Consider the following 21,448-nt stretch of genomic DNA (forward strand, 5'->3'; position numbering starts at 1 on the left):
GACCATGAGTGTATTCATATGCCCCGTATGCGGCGAAAAGCTGGAAATTACGGGAAATACATACCTGTGCTCAAAGGGGCACAGTTTCGACAGGGCAAAGAGCGGCTATGTGAATCTGCTGCTATCAAAGCATATCGGCAAGACCGTCCACGGCGACAACAAGCTCATGGTGCAGGCGAGGAGAAGCTTTCTCGACAAGGGCTACTATGCGCCCCTGTGCGACGCGCTGTGTGAAGCTGTGATAAAGAACATAAACGGACAGACGATTCTTGACGCAGGCTGCGGTGAGGGATACTACACCTCCGCAATAATTGGTAAGCTTGAAGCCGAAAATAAAGCGGCTCAGGTCTGCGGCATAGACATCTCAAAGGCTGCTGTGGAGTACTCCGCGAAACGATGTAAGTCCGCAGAGCTTGCCGTTGCAAGCGTTTTCCACATACCCGTGGCTGAAAGCTCCTGTGATATGCTGGTGACTCTTTTTGCGCCCTACTGCGGCGAGGAGTTCCTTCGCGTGCTGAAAAAAGACGGCGTAATGATAATGGCTATACCCTCCGCAGACCACCTGTGGGAGCTGAAAAAGGCGATATACGATACTCCCTACAAGAACGAGGTGAAGCCCTACGAGCTGGAGGGCTTCGGGCTCATTGAGAAGAAGCATATCAAATATGACATGGAACTTGATTCGCAGGAGGATATCGACGCGCTGTTTTCCATGACTCCCTACTATTACAGGACAGGCAGGGAGCAGCAGGAGCGACTTGCAGGCTTAGGACAGCTTACAACAACGGCTGATTTTGAGCTCCTTGTATACCGCAAATTTTGATTAGCAATATTTCGCACAAAAAGCTATAATATAATTGTAATGAACGGCTTTTGTGCGGAGCAATAAGAACGCAGCGATGCTCAGGCTTCTGCGTTCATTTTTATGTAAAGGAATGATTCTATGGCTCTGGACGGAGCTTTCTTATATGCTGTTAAAAGCGAGCTCATGCCTCTTATCGGCGGCAGAGTGGAGAAGATACATCAGCCCTCCCGTGAGGAGGTCATCATCTCCATACGCACCCGAAGCGGCAGCAAAAAGCTTTATATCTCGGCGAATGCGGGCAGTGCAAGAGTCCACATAACAGAGAATAATGTGGACAATCCCCAGACGCCGCCTATGTTCTGTATGCTGCTGCGAAAAAGGCTTGGCAGCGGCAAGCTCATCGACATCAGGCAGGACGGCTTGGAGCGCATACTCTTTCTGGATTTTGAGTGCGTAAACGAGCTTGGGGATATCGTGACCATAACTCTTGCCTGCGAGATAATGGGACGGTGTTCAAACCTCATTATCATAAACAGCGAGGGAAAGGTCATCGACAGTATCAAGCGCGTAGACGAGGATATGTCCCGTGAGCGACTGGTGCTACCGGGCATGAAGTACACACTTCCGCCGAGAGACGACAGACTGAATTTTCTCACGGCTGAGCCCGAGGAAATTGTTTCAAGACTGAAAAACACTGAGCCTAAGGAGCTTTCAAAGGCTCTGATACGCATTTTCGAGGGAATCTCCCCCATACTTGCAAGAGAATGGGCGTTTTTTGCGGGCAGGGGAGCACACATCGAAACTGACACCATAACAGCTGACCAGCAGGACAGGCTTCTCTTTGCTGTTAAGCGCACACGCCAGCAGCTAACGAGCGGCGAATGTTGTTTCTCGGCGGTCAGCGACAAGGAAGGACAGCTAAAGGACTTCTCATTCATTCGGCTTTCGCAGTTCGGCACCCTCATGTACACCAAGGAGCTGGGCAGCGCTTCGGAGCTTCTGGACTATTTCTACTCCGAGCGTGACCGTGCAGCCCGTACAAAGCAGCGTGCCAACGACCTGTTCAAGCTGCTTATGAACCTCACAGACCGTACTTCAAGACGTATCGCTGCGCAGCGGGACGAGCTGGCAGCCTGCGCCGACAAGGAGCACGCAAAGCTGTGCGGAGACCTTATCTCGGCTAATATGTACCGTATCCAGAAGGGCGACAGCTCAGTTACCGTAGAGAACTTCTACGACGAAAGCTGTCCGCAGGTGACTATTTCTCTGGACGTGAGAAAGACGCCTGCACAGAATGCGCAGCATTACTACAGCGAGTACAAGAAATCCGTTACCGCAGAGGAAAAGCTTGCAGAGCAGATAAGCAAAGGCGAGGAGGAGCTGCAATATCTTGAAAGCGTCTTCGACGCGCTGACAAGAGCTTCTTCCGAGAACGACATAATACAGCTCCGACTGGAGCTGAAGGAGCAGGGCTATGTCCGCTATGCAGGCGGCAAGGCTAAGCCTCCCAAGGCACTGCCGCCTGTGGAATACAAGTCAAGCGACGGTTTTTCTATACTGGTGGGCAGAAACAACAAGCAAAACGACCAGCTGAGTCTGAAATTTGCCGAAAAAACAGATATATGGCTCCATACTCAGCTCATCACAGGCTCTCACGTACTGATACTCACAGACGGCGAGACGCCGCCCGAAAGAACTATAGAAGAGGCGGCAGTCATAGCGGCTGTGAACAGCAAGGGCAGGGATTCGGGACTTGTGCCCGTTGACCATTGTCTTGCAAGATACGTCAAGAAGCCTGCTGGCGCAAAGCCGGGAAAGGTCATATTCACAAACTACAAGACCATATTTGTCAAGCCCGATACAGAGCTTGAACAGAGATTGAAGGTGTGATATGAACAAACGGCTCGACGCGGAATTTTTTCACAGGGACGTGCTGGAGGCGGCACCTGACCTTGTGGGAAAGATACTTGTCCATAAGCTTCCCGACGGCACCGAGCTCCGCGAGCGTATCGCAGAGACAGAAGCCTACAGAGGCGAGGAGGACAAGGGCTGCCACGCTGCAAAGGGCAGAACAAAACGCACAGAGCTCCTCTACGGAGAGAGCGGCGTTATTTACGTGTACCTGTGTTACGGTATGCACTGGCTGATGAACGTCATTACAGGCGAAAATGACCAGCCGCAGGGATTACTTATTCGGGCAGGCAAAAAATATAACGGACCTGCCAAACTAACAAAAAATATGAAAGTCGACGGAAGCTTCAACGGTGTTTCACTCAGAGATAATGAGGAGATATGGTTTGAGGACGACGGATACCGCCCGAAGATAAGGACTGCTCCGCGTGTAGGCATAGATTACGCAGGAGAGTACTGGAAAGATATAGAGTGGCGGTTTATAGACGACGGGGAGTTGATACTGTGAACATACGCTGTATAGGCTGTAATTCTATTTATGACAGCAGCTCTGTATTTCGCAGAGCCGCGGCTAATGAGTATATGCTCATGCTTATGCACAGCCGCTGTAGGTTTGACATCAACGGGCTTACTATGAGAACGCCCGCAGACACACTTATCGTGCTGGACGGAAGATATCCTGTGGTGTACTCCGCCGAAGAGAGCCCTCTCGTTTGCGATTGGGTATGCTTCGACGCTGAGGACGAGCAGGAATTCATGGATTCGCTGGAACTTATGTATAACCGCCCTCTTAACGCTGTGGACACGGAGTTTGTTTCCCAGCTTATAAGAAATGTAGCCAATGAGTTCTATTCGCTTGAGTCGCGCAGACTCAAAATGCTGGACAGCCTCATGAGGATACTTCTTGTAAAGGTGGGAGAGACCACGGTGCGCAGAGAGGCGCCTGTGCAGACTGCCGAGCCCCATTACGGGCTGCTGGTTGAGCTGCGCGAGAAGATATACCGCAATCCGCAGATGAAATGGAATGTGGACGCAATGGCGGCATATGTGAATATGTCCCGTTCATATTTCCAGCATCTCTACCGCGAGACCTTCGGCGTTTCATGCATCGCCGATGTGATAAGCGGCAAGATAGAAAAAGCAAAAGAGATACTCAGTGAGACAGGCTGCACCGTTTCTCAGGTGGCTGCAATGTGCGGCTATGACAACGAGGAACACTTCATGCGCCAGTTCAAAAAGGTAGTGGGGATAACCCCGACTAAATACAGAAAACAGGCATAATCGGCTAATATTCCCCATTTATTGCTTACACTGTTCAATTATTGCTCAATTTGCGCTTTTTCAAGCTTGTTTATTAATACTAAATTCATAAAGTTTAAGATGTGATAGACAAGTGAACGGTTTTTCAGATATTTTCCACATACGGTTTTGTGCAATTTTTCAAGGCTTATTTTGCTTGTATTTCTGAAAAATCGCGCAATATAGCCAGATATAGAAGTTATAATATTTAATTTAGCAACAAATCAAAAAATGGTGATTTTTTGGAAAAATTAAGACTATTTTAAGAAAAGGCTCCTATAATATAATCAAAAGATACGAAAGGAGTGTGAGCTCCGAGCAGTTAGGTACTGCTGCGGAGGCGATTATGGCTATTAATACATTCGCTCGCAAAGAGATAAAGTTTCTCCTTAATATGGATCAGTATCACGGGCTTATGGAGGTCATATCCGAGTATATGAACCCAGATAAGTTCTGTATTGGCGGCAAGGAATACGGCATCTACAATATTTACTACGATACACCCGACGATTACCTCATCAGAGAATCACTCTCCAAGCCTTACTATAAAGAAAAGATAAGGCTGCGCAGTTATTATTCACCTGCTGCGCCCGACGATACGGTATTTCTTGAGATAAAAAAGAAAATAGGCGGTATCGTTACCAAGAGAAGAGTTTCAATGACGCTGGAGGAATCCGATGCGTATTTCCGTGACCGCTCAAAGCCTGAATTTACCAAGTATATCACAGAGCAGGTATTCAGAGAGCTCGATGTGTTTCTTGACAACTATCCAATAGCTCCCAAGCAGTACATCAGCTACCAGAGAGAAGCATTCTTCGGTAAGGACGATCACGATTTCCGCCTTACATTCGACAGAAAGATCACCGAGCGCCGCTATGACCTCGGATTAAACTACGAAAGCTACGGCAACTACATAATAGGCGCAGACCAGAGACTTATGGAAGTCAAGGTATCAAATGCGATCCCTGATTGGCTTGTAAAGAAGCTTTCGGAGCTTCAGATCTACAAGACAAGTTTCTCAAAGTACGGCAGGGCATACCAGAATTTTGTAAAGAGTCAGCTTGAGGACGCTCAGCAGACCGACGGTCGCAGACGTATTTACATTTCGGGTATTTCTATGATAAAAAATAATGTTTTGATGAACAGGAGCGTTTGATTTTTATGTTTGAACACGGTTTTTTTGGAAATGTACTTTCAAAGTACTATGAGTCTGATTCGATAATCAACAGCAGCGATTCGGCTCTTGGCACTATCAAGCCCGGAGAATTCTTCCTCTGCGTTGGTGCGGCACTCTTGATAGGATTCCTTATCAGTCTTATCTACATCGTTACTCACAGAAAGGAAGGCTACTCTCAGAGCTATGTTCTCACAATGATCATGCTTCCTACTATAGTATCGCTTATCCTTCTTCTTATCAACACCACAGCAGGAGCTCTCAGCCTTGCAGGTGCATTCACACTTGTCAGGTTCCGAAGCGTTGCGGGCGATCCGAAGGACATAGCCTACATATTCTTTGCAATGGCAGCAGGTGTTGCCTGCGGTATCGGCTACCTCGGATTTGCTATCGTATTCTTTGTTATCCTCGGCATTGTAATGTTTATCCTCAGTGAGACAGACTTCGGCGGCTGCAAGAAGAGACACATGACTCTCAAGATAGCTATCCCCGAGAACCTCGATTATCAGGGCGTTTTCGAGCCTGTACTTGCAAGATATACTACTTTCCACAAGCTCAGAAGAGTTAAGACAACTAACTTCGGTACTCTCTTTGAGCTCATCTACAGCGTTGATGTTCTCGACAACATCGACCAGAAGAAATTCGTTGACGAGCTCCGCGCACTCAACGGCAATATGACTATCAATCTTGTCTTCTTCAAGTATGACGACAAGATCTATGAAAACTAATAAACAGACTAAATACTATAGAAAACCCTCTCCTACGTTTGCCAGACTTAATAACCTTTATTGAGTCTGGCAAATTTTATATCAGGGGGCTTCTAAAGGGGAAAAGGAGAAATTATTATGAAGTATTCAAGACTTTTGGCAGCAGCGGCAGCAGTAACAATGATATTCAGCGGCTATTCCTGCGGAAAGGACGACAATAAAGCATCGTCTGACGTCAACGACAGCACTGTTTCAGACAGCGCAGAGACTACCGAAAAGAAGAGCTCAAAGGACTCGAAATCATCTAAAACAGACAAAAAAGACGGCGAAAAGACAACTACCGAAAAGAAAGACGAGAAATCAGACAAGAAGACTACCACAACAAAGGCAGGGGAGAAGAAGTCAGATACGACTACAACTGCCAAGAAAGACAGCTCCGACAAGGGCGGAAACAACTCAGGCGGCGGTTCTTCAAATAATAACGATAATAATAACTCCTCACAGGGCGGCTCCAATAACGAGAGCGGCGGCTCAGGCGATGAGGTAAAGGAATATACCGCGGAGATAACTCTCGGCGGAACTCCAAAGGTAACAGGCAGCAACGTAAAGGTAGACGGCGGTGTTGTGACTATCACAGCAGGAGGAGACTATCTCTTCACAGGCAATATGGATAACGGACAGATACGTGTTAATACGGGCGCTTCCGAGGACAAGGTAACAGTAGTCCTCAACGGCGTCAATATCTCAAATCCAAGCGCTCCTGCTATATTCATAGAGGAGGCTAAGCGCTGTACCATAAAGCCAAAGGAGGGCTCTGTAAACTACGTCAGCAGTGACGTGGCTAAGAAAGGCGTACAGGATACGGGAGCTATCTTCTCCAACGATACCGTAAGGCTCAAGGGCAACGGCGAGCTTAACGTTACAGCTACAGCTTCTCACGGTATCAACGCAGACGACGATGTTGTCATCGAAAGCGGTACATATAATATTGACTCCAGAAAGTCAGGTATTATCGCAAACGATGATATTACAATAAACGAGGGCAGACTTAATATAAAGGGCGGTACGAACGGTCTCAAATCCAAGGGCACTATCAATATAAACGGCGGCTACAGCGTTGTTTCAGGCGGTACCAAGGAGGAGAAGAGCTCTATCTACGCAGGCAGCACCTTCAGCTACACAGGCGGCTATCTCTATGCCGCAGGCAACAAGGTCTCTGTGCCCACATACAGCGAGACTCCGTACATCGTGGCTGATCTGGGCGAAACAGTTGGTGCAGGCGGCTCTGTTGAGTTCTTCCTTAACGGAAACAGCATGATAACCATGAATCCTCATAACGATTTCCGCTGCGTGATGATGCTTGCTCCCGAGGTGAGCGGCGGCAGCAGTTTTGCTGTATCAGTAAATGGAAACAGAAGTCAGGATTTCAGCGTTTCCAATGAAGCAAATCAGTTTTCATTAAAATAAAAAAATGATACTTGATATGCTTGCTTTGTGTAAAGCAGTTAATGAGTGTCAAAGCTGAAATGGAAAAGTCAAAAATAAACTAAAAGTTAATAAGTAATATCCTAAAACATATTTACAAAAAATTAACTGTGAAAAATGCAAAAATTCAAGTAAAAGTACACTAAAGTATATTTTAGTGTACTTTTCTTTATTGTAAAGAACGCGGATTTGCAATATAATAATATCAGCAAATGAAGATTATTGGTATTCAATATCAAGTACCCTCCCCTCTCATGTGCTTGATATTGTGTATTAGTTCACTTGCACGCCATAGAAATAGTTTTGTCAAGTAATAAAACTAACCCCTTTCATTTGTAATTTTTTCATGTTTTCTATTCTCAATAACTTTTTTTAACTTATTAATCTATGGCTCGACCTACAGTGCTAAGCGATGAAAATCGTTTGGGTCGAATTCTCCGCTCCTTGTGAGCGGACTTTTTTTACTCTGTGAAACTTGCGTGAAATATTATATAATCCGCTTGACAAATTCTATAATCCGTGATATTATATATATAACAACAGAAGGGAAGTGATGTACCCGTGAAAAAAAGCGTTTACAGTCTCGTCCTTATGGACGACGTTATAAAAGCCGTAGACCAGCAGGCGTACAGGCTGGGGACGAGCCGCTCCAATCTCATAAATCAGATACTTGCCGAGCATTTATCCTGCGTGACTCCCGAAATGCGTATGAGGGAGATATTCGGTCAGGTAGCTGAGCTGGTCAGCAGCAGCTTCTGCGTGCAGGAGCAGCGCTCACCGTCGCTGATGACGGTTCGGACGGCTCTGGAATACAAATACCGACCTACCATTAATTATAAGGTTGAGCTTGAACGTGCTCCTGCGGAGTATCTCGGTACTCTGCGAGTGAGTATCAGGACTCAGAGCGCGGCGCTGATAGATATGTTCCACAGCTTCTTTGCCTACAGGGCAAAGCTGGAAAACGCCTATCTGTCAAGGCTTGGCGTGGACAGCTACAGCTGTGAGATAGGTGAGGGCAGCTTCGCAAGAAAGCTTATAAATACCCGTACCCTTGGTCCCGAGGAGGCAGGTGCCGCAATAGGCGAGTACATCAAGGACCTTGACCGCGCGGTAAAGACTTACTTTGCCGCACCCAAGGAGTTCGGTGAAAGCGCTCCCTTACTGGAAAAAAATTACCGCTCTATGCTTGAAAAGTACATTATTTAGTAAAGCGGATAAGAGCTTATATAAGTATTGAAAGGAGAATAATTATGAATGCTGAAAAATTAACTCAGAAGTCCATTGACGCCGTTAGAAAGGCTCAGAGCATAGCCGTTATGAAGTCAAATTCCGTCATTGAGCCCATACATCTCCTTGCAGGACTTGTTCGGCAGGAGAACGGTCTTATCCCTCAGCTTCTGAAAAAAATGAATATAGACGAGGATATTTTTGACGGTGAGATTGAGAAGAAGATAGATACTCTCCCAAAGGTCACTGGAAGCGGCAGAAGCAGTAATCTCGGTATCTCTGCGGAGTGTGACCGTGTTCTCACAGCCGCCGAGAGTATCGCTTCAAATATGAAAGACGAGTACGTTTCTGTGGAACACCTGATGCTTTCACTTATTGACAGCAAGGACAGGGACGTTTCACAGCTTCTTACTACCTTTAATATCACTAAGGACTCGTTTCTCAGCGCTCTTATGTCCGTCAGAGGAAATACCAGAGTCACCAATGAGAACCCCGAGGACACCTACGACGTCCTCACAAAATACGGTCAGGAGCTTGTCGGGCTCGCCCGCAGAAACAAGCTCGATCCCGTTATCGGACGTGACAGCGAGATACGAAACGTTATCCGCATACTGTCAAGAAAGACGAAAAACAACCCTGTGCTCATCGGTGAGCCAGGCGTCGGAAAAACTGCCATTGCAGAGGGACTTGCCCTGCGTATCGTGGCAGGAGACGTTCCCGACAGCCTTAAAGACCGCAAGGTCTTCTCACTTGATATGGGAGCTCTCGTCGCAGGAGCAAAGTACCGCGGCGAGTTCGAGGAGCGTCTGAAGGCTGTCCTCAATGAGATAAAGAACAGCAACGGTCAGATACTTCTGTTTATTGATGAGCTTCACACTATCGTCGGTGCAGGCAAGACCGACGGCGCTATGGACGCAGGCAACCTCTTAAAGCCTATGCTGGCAAGGGGCGAGCTCCACTGCATCGGCGCTACCACACTCAACGAGTACCGTCAGTACATTGAGAAAGATCCTGCACTCGAAAGACGTTTCCAGCCTGTTATGGTTGACGAGCCAAGCGTTGAGGATACTATTTCTATCCTCCGTGGTCTGAAAGAGCGCTACGAGGTATTCCACGGCGTTAAGATAAGCGATAACGCGCTTATTTCTGCGGCTGTGCTGTCCAACAGATACATCACCGACAGATTCCTCCCCGACAAGGCTATCGACCTTATAGACGAAGCCTGCGCTACTATACGTACCGAAATGGACTCCATGCCTACTGAGCTGGACGTTATCTCCCGTAAGATAGTTCAGCTTGAAATTGAAGAAGCCGCCCTCAAAAAGGAAAGCGACAATATCTCACAGGAGCACCTTGAGGAAATTCAAAAAGAGCTTGCAGAGCTTCGCGAGAAGTTCAAGGGCATGAAGGCAAAGTGGGAGAACGAAAAGAACGATATTTCCGCTGTTCAGAAGCTCCGTGAGGAGATAGAGCGCACAGGCGGCGAGATAGAAAAGGCAGAGCGTGAGTACGACCTCAACAAGGCGGCAGAGCTGAAATACGGCAAGCTCCCACAGCTTCAGAAAGAGCTGGAGGAGCTTGAAAAGCAGGCTGAGCATGATGTTGAAAACGGCAGACTGCTCCGTGACAAGGTAACTGAGGACGAAATTGCAAAGATAGTATGCCGCTGGACGGGTATCCCTGTTTCAAAGCTCATGGAGGGCGAAAAGGAGAAGATACTGGGACTGGAGGGACTGCTCCACAAGAGAGTCATCGGACAGGACGAAGCGGTCACAAAGGTCAGCGAAGCTATACTCCGTTCAAGGGCTGGCATACAGGCTCCCGACAGACCTATCGGCTCGTTCCTCTTTCTCGGACCTACAGGTGTGGGCAAGACCGAGCTTGCAAAGGCGCTTTCCGAGATACTTTTTGACGACGAGAGAAATATTATCCGTATCGACATGAGCGAATACATGGAGAAATTCAGCGTAAGCCGTCTCATCGGAGCGCCTCCAGGATACGTTGGCTATGACGAGGGCGGTCAGCTCACAGAAGCAGTCCGCAGAAAGCCTTATTCGGTAGTTCTCTTTGACGAGATAGAAAAGGCTCACCCCGATGTGTTCAATATACTGCTGCAAGTTCTTGATGACGGACGTATCACCGATTCACAGGGCAGAACAGTGGATTTCAAGAACACTATCATTATTCTGACTTCTAACCTCGGTTCGCCGTATATCCTTGATGGTATCGACGAAAACGGCGAGATAACCGATGAAGCCCGCGCACAGGTGGAGGGACTGCTGAAAACGCAGTTCAGACCAGAGTTCCTCAACCGTCTTGATGAGATAATCTTCTACAAGCCGCTGGCTAAGACGGAGATAATCAAGATAGTTGACCTTATGCTGGCTGACCTGCAAAAGCGTCTTGACGACAAGCATATCCGCATAAATGTCAGCGAAGCGGCTAAGAACTACATCGTTGACTGCGGCTACGATCCGAACTTCGGTGCAAGACCGCTGAGAAGATTTATCCAGCGCAACGTTGAGACTCTGGCGGCAAAGCGTATCATAGGCGGTAATCTGACAGCAGGTGACGTCATTGATATTGACCTTGACGCAAACGGCAAGCTTGCTGCAACATGATAAAAAAGCTCCCGAGAGCAATACGCTTTCGGGAGCTTTTGTTTGTATGCTGAATCCATGAACGGGATTCCAAAGGGACTGTGTTCCTTTGGCAGAGTCCAGAGGCAGCGCCTCTGGTGGGGTGTGGGGCAAAGCCCCGCAGTTACGAAGCGCTCCGCAAGAGAGGGCGTCCCTAATATTACTTTAAGCGCCTTTTACAAGCAGCTTTCTCAGTGCAACGAGGTCGAAAATGTCAATATTTCCGTCGCCGTTTACGTCGCCCATATCAGGCGTTGTAAGCTTTCCTGCGCCGATGATGTACTTCTGGAGCATTACAAGGTCTGCAACCTTTACTTCGCCGTCGCCGTTTACGTCGCCCATTACCTCAGCGCCCTTTGTGCCGTATACTGCAAGCTCCGCGATATTGCACAGGAACACATCGTCCTTGCTCAGCGGACTTGTGGGAGCTCCCGTAGGCACCTCATAGCGCACATAGCGGGCTTTCAGATTCTCGAACTCTTCGGTATAGTTCATTCTGTAAGCAGGCTTGTTTTCCACGGTATAAACCTTTGTCCAGCTCTGTCCGTCATTTGACACGCTTATGAATCCGTCTATCATGCGGTACTCATAGCCCTCACGAGGGCAGAAGCCGATATTGCCGATGCTGCAAACGCTGCCCAGATCGAGCTGTACGTAGCCGCCTTCAAGACCGTCGAAGTATGTGCTGAGGTCGCCGTCGTAAGCCTTTTCGTAGCTTACAGAAGCCGTATCCTTCCATGATTTGCTGCCCTCAGCGGCAACAGGTGTGAGTTTGTCGTACTTTGGCTTTGTGCTCTGTGAAGCTTTTGTTCCGTAGAGAGCTATCTCCGCGATGTTGGCGCAGTATGCGCTGTCTGGATTGTCGCTGTTCTGCGGAGCTCCTGTCGGCACTTCATACCTTATATAACGAGCCTGCGTATCCCCTGAAAGTGCAGTCGCATAATGCATACCCGAAGATGGTTTGCTTTTCACGGTATAAAGTGTGGTCCAGTTTGTGCCGTCCGCAGAAGCCTTGAACATTCCGTCTGTCATGCGGTATTCGTAGCCGCCTCTCGGAGCGTAGCCTATAGCGGTAATGTCATAAAGCTCGCCTAAGTCTACCTGTAACCAGCCGTCAGCGACACCGTCAAAGTAGGTGCCTGTGCTGCCGTCGAAAGCCTTGGCATAGCCTGTTGAAGCGTCGCTCTTCCATGAGTCGGAGCCGCTTATCATGCCTGATGTGATGTCGATTTTATCGGTGAGAGTTGTTCCGCCCTTGACTCCGTCGATTATGAAAGTTGTAACGGAATTGCCTGCAAGGGAAGTCTTGAGGGCTCCGCCGCTGATGTCTATAGTACCTGCGTCAGCCCAGTTCTCGGAATTGCTTGTGCGTATCACCTTTGCGCTTGTACCGCACTGGCTGAACTGTGAAAGGTCATAGACCATATCCGACTTGCCCGATGAGGTATTATATGATACGATGACCAGCTGTCCGTTTTTCGCGTCAAAGGCAGCCAGTGTATTGCCCGAGGATTTCAGCATTGTCATACCTGGACGGATATATCTTGTGTACTGTCCGAAGCAGTAGTACTTCTTGGAGAGAACTATCTCGTTCTTGTCGTGGTCTGCAACGGCTGTGCCCCAGAAGCCCTTGGTCATATCAACCATGCCCGAGTCCTTTTTGCCGTTGTAGCCTGTTGAGCTAACGTGCTTGTCGATTACCTGCCAGAGTATCCACGCTGACGAATTAAGTCCGTTGCAGTCAGTGGTGATACGCTCCGAAAGCCAGAGTCCGGGAGCCATAGCACCTGCATTCTGACCTGCTGTGCCGTTGCCGTCCACCTCGCTCATCCAGAGATTCCTGCCTGCGTTAATGGCAGTATTTTTCAGCTGTGTACGCTGACTTCCGCCGTATGTATGTGTGTCGATACGTCCGATAAGAGCCTTTGTGGTATCGGACATCTTGTTCCAAGAGCTTATCTGAGTGTCGATGATAGACTCGTCGTTTGCGCTTATGATAATATCGTTGAGATTGCGTTTTTTCAGTGACTTTGCAAGCTCCTGATATATCTTGTCCATGGAAGCGCCCTGGTCGAAGTGACAGCCTTCCTGCTTAGCGCTGTAGGCGCCCCAGTAGTTGGTGTAGGGCTCGTTCATGGGAGTGATACTCTGAACGTGAATGCCCCAGTCGTTTTCGTAGTGGGCAGTTACTTCCGCGAGGTACTCCGCAAAATCTGTATATTTATCGTCGCGGAGATTATTCTTTCCCGAGTTCTTATTTCCTGAGCTGCAGCCGCTCTGCGTCATGTAGTAGGGCGGAGAGTTTGAGAACATCTCCACTATCATGTCGTCGCCTGCGGCTTCGATACATTTGCGGAGCACGTTACGCTGATTGGCGTCAGCGTTCCAGTCGTAGGTGACTGCGCCGTTGTTGTACTTGGTATAGCCAGGCATATTGGAGTCTGTACGTGTGATGTGGTCATGAGTAGGATCATCGCCTCCGCCTATATTGAAGCGAGCGATATTAAGGCGCAGACCGTTGTCGCCGTAGAAGGTGTCGGCGGCTTTCTGCGCGAGGGTGTCCGAATAGCCCACACGGTTCGCCCACCAGCACAGAGAGGTGCCCCAGCCCTCGAATTTACCGCCGTTTATGTCGTAAACGTCGTAAGGTGAAAGGCTGATGTTAGTTGCAGCACTCGCTTCAAATGCAGGCAGAGCAGAAGTCATAGATGTCAGGACTGCGATTGCCGCAGCAGCCGAACATATCTTGCGTAAAATTTTCATTTCCCAATTCTCCTTTATTTTAAATTTCCGTCCGCGGATACAAATCCTATATATATTATACCGCAACATTTGGAAAAAGTAAATAAAAAACCGCAATAATTGAGAATTATATGATATGATTTTTCTAATACAGCATAAATAATATATATTATGCACAATATGTTATGTCAATTATGACGCTCTCAGCCTATAGCATAGTTTGCTGCCGTGGCAGCTGTTCTATTTGGTTTTATGTTATAAGCAAGGTGCCTGTACTGCTTTTAGGCACTGAGATAAATTGATGATATAGTTTTTTTGCTGTGCTTGTTGCTATTTGGGGATTTATATGCTATAATCAAAATTGCAGTGCCGTCGCCGTGCAGAGGCGGAGCGGAGCTCCGCCTGACGGTTTCGCACATTATAAAAAATGAAAACTTTGTATTCGGCAGCGAAACCGTCGGACGCAGGCGTCCCTGCACGGCTTCAATGCTGCTATACTGCAATAAATACAAGCTTTGAGAAAGGAAAACTATGAGCGCTTACGTTGAGTTTAAGAATGTAAAAAAGACCTACAAGTCGGGCGAGGTAGAGGTCCACGCCCTTAACGACGTAAACTTTGAGATAAACAAGGGAGAGTTCTGCGTTATAGTGGGAGCTTCGGGTGCAGGAAAGACAACTATCCTCAATATACTTGGCGGAATGGACACGCTTACCTCGGGCAGCGTATTCCTTGATGGTACGGAGATATCAGCACTGAGCAAGAAGAAGCTCACTGCCTACAGGCGTTATGATGTGGGCTTTGTGTTCCAGTTCTACAATCTTGTCCAGAACCTGACTGCGCTTGAAAACGTGGAGCTTGCAGCTCAGATATGCCGCGAGCCCCTTGACGCCGCAAAGGTTCTTGAACAGGTGGGACTTTCCGAGCGTACCAAGAATTTCCCTGCACAGCTTTCGGGCGGCGAGCAGCAGCGAGTTGCAATAGCGCGAGCTCTCGCCAAGAATCCTAAGCTCCTGCTCTGCGATGAGCCAACAGGCGCTCTGGACTACGCTACAGGCAAGCAGGTACTGAAGCTTTTGCAGGACACCTGCCGCAAAAACGGCATGACAGTCGTGGTCATCACCCACAATCAGGCACTTACGCCAATGGCTGACCGCATAATCACAGTCAGCAGCGGAACTATCTCAGGCGTGAAAATGAACGACAATATCGTAGATATTGCCGATATCGAGTGGTGACGCTATGGGTTCGGCAGTAAGAAAGAACGCTCTCCGAGAGATAAGGGGAACGTTTGGCAGATTCTTCGCAATAATGGCTATAATAGCTCTTGGAGTAGGCTTCTTTACGGGAGTAAGGATAGTTACTCCTGCTATGGTGAATACGGTAAACAAATTCCTTGATGAGAATCAGTTTTATGATTACAGGCTTCTCTCGTCCATTGGCTGGGAGGAAGAGGACGTTGAGGACTTCAAAAGCCGCCCCGAGGTTCGCTATGCTGAGGGCTCATATACCCTTGATATACTCACGGCTGGCTCACGGGAGTACGTTCTGAGAGCTCATTCACTTACCGATAATCTCAATGGTATCCGCCTTACTGAGGGCAGACTTCCGCAGAATGAGAATGAGTGCGTTATCGAGAACGGCAAATTCAAGATCGGCGGGACAATCACTCTTTCCGAGGATAACTCCGACAGCGTGAAAAACGCGCTGAAAAGCGACAAATTCACCATTGTCGGCTATGCGGATTCCTCAATGTACATCAATTTCGAGCGCGGAACGACTTCTGTCGGAAACGGCGAGATATCCGCATTTGTCTATCTTCCTAAAGAAGCTTTCGACCTTGACGTTTATACCGAGGTCTATGTGCGTTTTGCTCAGGATCTCGAGATATACTCCGACGAGTATGAGACATTTATGGAAGGCAGGGACAAGCAGTGGGAGGATTACTGCCGTGAACGTGCTGATCTGCGCTTCGACAGGCTTTACAGCGAAGCCGAGGACAAGCTCAGCGACGGCAGACATGAGCTTGAAAAGAACCGCGCAGACGGTCAGGAAAAGCTTGACAAGGCAAAGTCCGACCTTGACAGCGGCAAGGCTCAGCTGGATGAGCAGCTTGCACAGCTTGAGCAGATAAAGGACATAGCTCCCGACCAGTATTCCGCCGGCATGGAGCAGTACAACGCCGCCTATGCCGATTACGAAAAGGGGCTTGCGGACTATGAGAGCTCCAAGGCTGACTTCGACAAGCAGATAGCCGACGCCGAAGCGGAGCTGAAAAAGGGCGAAAACGACCTGAGCTCACTGAAAAAGCCCGATATTTACGTCCTTGACAGAAATACCAACATCGGCTACGCCTGCTTTGAGAGCGATTCCGAGATAGTCGCGCAGGTAGCCCGTGTTTTCCCCATATTTTTCATTCTGGTTGCAGCTCTGGTCTGCATGACCATAATGAGCCGCATGGTTGAGGAGCAGCGCACTCAGATAGGCGTTTTCAAGGCGCTGGGCTACTCCGAGGGCACTGTTATGGGCAAGTTCATATTCTATGCAGGACTTGCGGCTATAATTGGCTGTGTGCTGGGCTACAGCCTTGGCACCTACATCTTCCCGAAGATAATCTGGAAGACCTACACCCTCATGTACATTCAGCTGCCTATCGGCTACCTGTTCGATAAACAGCTTGCCCTCATAGCTCTGGCAGTATCGCTGATATGCTCGGTGGGCGTGACATGGTTCAGCTGCCGAGTGGAGCTCTCCGAGACAGCGGCAAGCCTTATGAGACCAAAAGCACCAAAGGCAGGCAAGCGCGTACTTCTTGAATACGTGACACCTGTGTGGAAAAGGCTTAAATTCCTGCAAAAAGTCTCAATACGAAACATTTTCCGCTACAAAAAGCGTCTGTTTATGATGATACTTGGTATCGGCGGCTGTACGGCTCTGCTGGTGACAGGCTTCGGACTAAAGGACTCTATCGCAGGCTTTGCGGAAACTCAGTACAGCGAGATACAGGTCGCCGACGCATCGGCTAATCTCCGCAATGTAGGAGATGTTCTCCCCGAGGAGCTGACTAACGTGCTCAATGAGAATACCGAGGACTACACTCTGCTTTATACGGGAGCATGGGATCTGCTCTACGGCAAAAAGGTCAAGAGCGTCACTGTAAATGCTGCGGATTCCTTTGATAGTATGGAGAAATACTTCGACCTCCACACGGTCAAGGGGGAGAAGCTGATTCCGCCTGCTGAGGGCGAGGCTATCGTCAGCCACAGTATTGCGGAGCGCTACGGCATAAAAACGGGCAGTATGATGAAGCTCCGCGACGAGAATATGCGCGAGCTCAATGTAAAGGTCACGGGAGTTTTCGAGAATCACGTATATAATGTGGTATTTCTCGGCAGGGAGACTATGGAAAAGCAGCTCGGCGAGTCCGTTCCCGTGAACTACGCTTTCCTCAACTTCAAGGAGGGGGCTGACACCTACAAAACCACGGCTGCACTGTCGAAAAACGGCAATATCACCGCAGTTATGGTCTTTGCCGACCTCAAGGAGCGTCTCAGCAAAATGATGAGCAGCCTTGACTACATCGTGCTTATAGTTATCGTCTGCGCCGCAGGTCTGGCATTTATCGTTCTGTACAGTCTTACCAATATAAATATAACAGAACGTGTCCGCGAGATAGCCACAATTAAAGTTCTGGGCTTTTTCAGGCATGAGACATCATCTTATGTGCTCCGCGAAAATCTGGCGCTCACCGCCTTTGGTACGATAGTAGGACTGGGCGTGGGAATACTGCTCCATGCCTTTGTAATGGCTCAGATACGGGTGGACTTAGTGGACTTCAGCGTCCGTATATTGCCGAAAAGCTTCCTTTTCAGCACCCTGCTCACATTCCTTTTCAACTTCATCGTTGACCTGTTCATGGTACTGAAATTGGAGCGCATCAACATGGCTGAATCACTTAAATCTATCGAGTAGCTTAAATGCAAGATTGAAAATCACACCTCATTCAAATTGAGGTGTGATTTTTTGTGCAAGGTTCTGAATATACACAATAAATCATAGCGCTAATTGACATTTTGGTAGATTTGTGATATAATATGGTTGAGCCAATATGGGGCTCTGGGGATTGTATCGATGTTATCGATAAGGAGAAAACTGAATGAATTACAAGATCAGAAGAGGCGTACTCAAAAGGTACAAAGACGAAAAAGGCGTTACCGAGATCTTTATTCCCGATAATGTCGGAATTATCGACGAGGGCGCTTTCAGTGGCTGTACGAACCTTGTAAGGATACTTGTACCCGAGACAGTGCAGGTCATTTCGGATACTGCGTTCAGCGGCTGTGAGAACCTCAGGTCTATCAATCTTCCTGAAAGCACTATCAGGCTTGGTTGGTACGCATTCCGTGGCTGTCATCATCTTGCTGATCTCACCATTCCCTCCACTTTACAGGAGATAGGTCAGCACGCCTTTGCAGGCTGCAGCGATCTTTCCACAGTAAAGGTCATTCACGATGACAGAGTGTATGAATTCGTGATAAATGGTGAGCTTGACAACAAAAAGTGGCAGCAGATAAGACACTCGTTAAGCCACGAAAACAAATCAATAGCTGTATAACTTAACCCCCGTCCGTAATAATGGGCGGGGTGTTTTCTTGCCATAGGATTGACAATTCTGTCAGCCTATGGTATTATTTTTTCCGTAGGAAAAATTTTTTTTGAAATTTCTGTAACGTTTGTACGCGGACGGAGTCTTATAGTTGAAGGCGGTGAGAAGTTTGGACAAGATCGAAGAGCTCTATAACGATTATTTCCACGATGTATACCTGTATATACGGTCACTGTCCGCGGACGAACATCTCGCCGAGGACATCACACAGGAAACTTTTTTCAAGGCGATGAAGTCCGTTGACAGCTTCCGCGGAGACTGTGATATAAGGGTATGGCTGTGTCAGATAGCAAAGAATCTGCTGTTCACACACAGCAAAAAGAGCAAGCGGTTCACGGGAGAGGATATCCCCGAGACCGTTCCCGACAGTACAGTATCCGTAGAGGAAAGACTTGCTGATACTCAGCAGACTATGGAGATACATAAAGTGCTCCATAAACTGAGTGAGCCATACAAGGAAGTCTTTACCCTGAGAGTTTTCGGGGAACTGAGCTTCCGTCAGATAGGCGACATATTCGGCAAGACCGAGAGCTGGGCGCGAGTGTCCTTCCACCGTGCAAAGCTGAAGATAATAGAAGAACTGGAGGTACAGAAATGAGCAAGAATTGTGATATGATAAAGGACCTGTTGCCACTGTATGCCGACGATGTGTGCAGCGAGGAGAGCAGAAAAGCAGTCGAGGAGCACATCAAAGAGTGCGCAGAATGCAAGGGTGAGCTGGAAAAGCTCCGCAGGAGCGTCACTGTAAGCCCTAAAAACGACGCAGATGTGCTAAAGCGTATAAAGAGACGCCTGCGCATCGAGAAGCTTGTAGTGGGACTTATAAGTGTTCTGGCTATATGCGGAGCGTTGATAATAGGACTTGTGTATCTTATCAATTCCGACACGTCAATGGATATGGAAAAGTATGACATACTTAACAATGTTTCCGTGACAGAGCATGATAACGCAGTATGGCTCAATATAAAGGGCTCTGCTGTGGGATTTTTCAGAGTTCACCCCACAATAAGCGATACTGATGGTAAACATTTACTATATGATGAGGATTTTGACAGAAATAAGAAAAACGGCTACGGTGTCACCCTTATGCAGCGTAAGATAGACAGCTTTGCTATTTCTCGCCAAGGATCGCCGTTCGGCGTTGAGCAGAAGCTGTTTGATCTGGACGAAAAGGAAAGTATGACTAAGGTATTTTACTATGATGACAAGAACAATAAAGAATATATCTTATGGGAGCGTGGTACAAATGACTGAGAGAAAATTCAATATACCGCTGATACTGCTTGCGGCAGCTTCATTTGCAATAGGCTTTTTCGGATTTGCTGTAGAGAGCATAGTCCTTGCTGTGGGAGTTATTATAGCTTCGGTAAAGCTTCGTGAGAAGTATCTCATAAAGATACCTGTGTCCATATGTATTATATCTATTGTTGCTTCGGGAGCTTTCCTTGCGCTTATGATATATCATTCAAGTCAGGGTATGTCTTCTTCAAGCTATTGGCTGATAAAGCTTTTATTCGGCAGTCCGTAATAAAAGAGCGAGGGTTTAATCGCAATACTTATATAGAAGCTTATAGTTAATTATGGGGGAAACCTTTCTGAGGAAAGGTTATCCCCCATACCCCTTTCCAAAGACTTTTATCTGGTTTTTTCGCAGATAGGGCGCACCATAAATAAAAAAGACCTGCAAAAATGCAGGTGCGCCCTATCTGAGAAAAAACAAAACGAAAGTTTTAGGGAGAGAGTTTGAGAGAAGCCCCTTTTTCAAAAGGGGTTCTCTCAATAATAATTATAAAATTTCTGTATGAGCACTGTGGTTAAAACTCTCGCTCTTTTATACTGTAAGTTCTAGCTGATTTCCTTCAATGCCGATGATACAGCTCTCGTAATAGCCGTCGCCTGTAGTCCGCGGACCGCTGAGGACTTTATATCCGTCGGCTTTCAGACGCGCTGTCAGCTCATCGACTTTTTCCTTGCTGCCGAGACTGAATGCTATGTGGATATATCCCGTCCTTGCCACAGCATTTTCGCAGCTTTCAAGCTGCGGACGAGTCATTATCTCCAGTCTTGCTCCGTCGTCGAAGCTGAGAAAATATGAGCGGAAATCCGTAGTTTTATTATGGTAGCCGCTGTTTGATGAAGCTCCCAGATACTTCACAAAGAAGTCCCTTGCTACTTCAAGGTCGCTGACGTACATAGCAATGTGTTCTATCTTCATAATATCATTCATATTGGGCAAGAATACGCTGAGCCACCTCAAGACGAGTCTGGCGGTTGTTCATTGCCTGTTTTTCGATGTATTTGTGAGCCTGTGGTTCGGTGAATTTAAGGTATTTCATAAGTGTAGTCTTGGCGCGGTTGATAGTCCTCATTTCCTCGATACGGCTGAGTATATCCGCGCTTTCCTTTTTGACTCCTGCCATACGGGCACGGGCGGAAAGCACCAGCCTGATAGTACGCTGCAATATCTCACGTGTATAAGGTCTGGCAATGACGTTCACGCCGCTGTCGGAGACTCTGTCGGCTATCTCGTCCGTAGCATCTCCGCCGCAGATGAGTATAATTCCTGCCGATGTGGTCTCGGCTATCATTTCCGCAAGCTCCTGTCCGAATTCGTCGGGCAGGGGCGTATTTATTATGACCAGCTCGGGCTCACTCTCGTTTTTCACAAGCCGCCGCGCTTCACTTCCGCTGACCGCTGAAGCTATCCTGCCGCAGCCCTCAATGCGCAGAAGCTGCTCGGCAAGCTCTGTTATCTCCTGCCTTGCTGATACTATAAGCGCTCTGTCCATTGCTTA

Annotated in this window: 18 protein-coding genes; 15 read left to right on the top strand and 3 right to left on the bottom strand. The window is 47.9% G+C overall.

What is annotated here, in order from left to right:
- Window positions 1–4: 4 nt before the first annotated feature.
- The 9 genes from T497_RS0112345 (at window position 5) to clpB (ending at window position 11,229) form a co-directional block, all read left to right on the top strand.
- Window positions 5–823 carry a putative RNA methyltransferase gene (locus tag T497_RS0112345; protein ID WP_028515871.1) on the top strand — a complete coding sequence of 273 codons (819 nt, stop codon included), beginning with the start codon at window positions 5–7 and terminating at the stop codon, window positions 821–823.
- A 120-nt stretch (window positions 824–943) separates the two neighbouring features.
- Window positions 944–2,695, top strand: coding sequence for an Rqc2 family fibronectin-binding protein (locus T497_RS0112350; RefSeq protein WP_028515872.1), 1,752 nt, complete (start codon window positions 944–946; stop codon window positions 2,693–2,695).
- A 1-nt stretch (window position 2,696) separates the two neighbouring features.
- Window positions 2,697–3,224: a DNA-3-methyladenine glycosylase gene (locus T497_RS0112355; RefSeq protein ID WP_028515873.1), complete on the top strand. Its 528-nt coding sequence runs from the start codon at window positions 2,697–2,699 to the stop codon at window positions 3,222–3,224.
- Window positions 3,221–3,997, top strand: a complete 777-nt coding sequence (locus tag T497_RS0112360) for a helix-turn-helix domain-containing protein (RefSeq protein ID WP_028515874.1) — start codon at window positions 3,221–3,223, stop codon at window positions 3,995–3,997. Before T497_RS0112355 ends, T497_RS0112360 begins: the two co-directional genes overlap by 4 nt.
- Window positions 3,998–4,361: 364 nt before the next feature.
- A complete protein-coding gene (locus T497_RS0112365; protein ID WP_028515875.1) occupies window positions 4,362–5,171 on the top strand; it encodes a polyphosphate polymerase domain-containing protein in 810 nt (269 codons plus the stop codon).
- A gap of 5 nt (window positions 5,172–5,176) precedes the next feature.
- Entirely contained in the window at window positions 5,177–5,917 is a 741-nt protein-coding gene (locus T497_RS0112370; protein WP_028515876.1) for a DUF4956 domain-containing protein, read from the top strand.
- Window positions 5,918–6,034: 117 nt separating this feature from the next.
- Window positions 6,035–7,363: a carbohydrate-binding domain-containing protein gene (locus tag T497_RS0112375; protein WP_028515877.1), complete on the top strand. Its 1,329-nt coding sequence runs from the start codon at window positions 6,035–6,037 to the stop codon at window positions 7,361–7,363.
- A gap of 579 nt (window positions 7,364–7,942) precedes the next feature.
- A complete protein-coding gene (locus tag T497_RS16855; RefSeq protein WP_051530666.1) occupies window positions 7,943–8,587 on the top strand; it encodes a hypothetical protein in 645 nt (214 codons plus the stop codon).
- Between the two features lie 44 nt (window positions 8,588–8,631).
- Window positions 8,632–11,229, top strand: coding sequence for an ATP-dependent chaperone ClpB (clpB, locus tag T497_RS0112385; protein ID WP_028515878.1), 2,598 nt, complete (start codon window positions 8,632–8,634; stop codon window positions 11,227–11,229).
- A gap of 183 nt (window positions 11,230–11,412) precedes the next feature.
- Here clpB and T497_RS0112390 read toward each other — a convergent pair whose 3' ends face one another.
- Entirely contained in the window at window positions 11,413–14,010 is a 2,598-nt protein-coding gene (locus T497_RS0112390) for a discoidin domain-containing protein (RefSeq protein WP_028515879.1), read from the bottom strand.
- Window positions 14,011–14,520: 510 nt separating this feature from the next.
- On the opposite strand from T497_RS0112390, the gene T497_RS0112395 reads away from it, so the two are divergent.
- The 6 genes from T497_RS0112395 (at window position 14,521) to T497_RS0112420 (ending at window position 20,181) form a co-directional block, all read left to right on the top strand.
- Window positions 14,521–15,225, top strand: a complete 705-nt coding sequence (locus tag T497_RS0112395; protein WP_028515880.1) for an ABC transporter ATP-binding protein — start codon at window positions 14,521–14,523, stop codon at window positions 15,223–15,225.
- Between the two features lie 4 nt (window positions 15,226–15,229).
- Window positions 15,230–17,959 (top strand): FtsX-like permease family protein, encoded by a 2,730-nt coding sequence (locus tag T497_RS0112400; RefSeq protein ID WP_028515881.1) that lies wholly within the window; start codon window positions 15,230–15,232, stop codon window positions 17,957–17,959.
- 184 nt (window positions 17,960–18,143) lie between these two features.
- Complete coding sequence (locus T497_RS16860) at window positions 18,144–18,602, top strand: leucine-rich repeat domain-containing protein (RefSeq protein WP_051530667.1); 459 nt, start codon at window positions 18,144–18,146, stop codon at window positions 18,600–18,602.
- 160 nt (window positions 18,603–18,762) lie between these two features.
- Window positions 18,763–19,251, top strand: a complete 489-nt coding sequence (locus tag T497_RS0112410; protein WP_028515882.1) for an RNA polymerase sigma factor — start codon at window positions 18,763–18,765, stop codon at window positions 19,249–19,251.
- Window positions 19,248–19,907 (top strand): anti-sigma factor family protein, encoded by a 660-nt coding sequence (locus T497_RS17715; RefSeq protein ID WP_051530668.1) that lies wholly within the window; start codon window positions 19,248–19,250, stop codon window positions 19,905–19,907. Before T497_RS0112410 ends, T497_RS17715 begins: the two co-directional genes overlap by 4 nt.
- Entirely contained in the window at window positions 19,900–20,181 is a 282-nt protein-coding gene (locus T497_RS0112420; protein ID WP_028515883.1) for a hypothetical protein, read from the top strand. Before T497_RS17715 ends, T497_RS0112420 begins: the two co-directional genes overlap by 8 nt.
- A gap of 303 nt (window positions 20,182–20,484) precedes the next feature.
- Here the strand turns inward: T497_RS0112420 and T497_RS0112425 are convergent, their stop codons facing one another.
- Window positions 20,485–20,868 carry a VOC family protein gene (locus tag T497_RS0112425; RefSeq protein ID WP_028515884.1) on the bottom strand — a complete coding sequence of 128 codons (384 nt, stop codon included), beginning with the start codon at window positions 20,866–20,868 and terminating at the stop codon, window positions 20,485–20,487.
- A 4-nt stretch (window positions 20,869–20,872) separates the two neighbouring features.
- The gene (locus T497_RS0112430) at window positions 20,873–21,442 is read right to left on the bottom strand and encodes an ANTAR domain-containing response regulator (protein ID WP_028515885.1); all 570 of its coding nucleotides are present in this window, start codon (window positions 21,440–21,442) and stop codon (window positions 20,873–20,875) included.
- Window positions 21,443–21,448 lie beyond the last annotated feature (6 nt).

The sequence above is a fragment of the Ruminococcus flavefaciens MA2007 genome, assembly GCF_000621845.1.
Classification (GTDB): Bacteria; Bacillota; Clostridia; order Oscillospirales; family Ruminococcaceae; genus Ruminococcus; species Ruminococcus flavefaciens_E.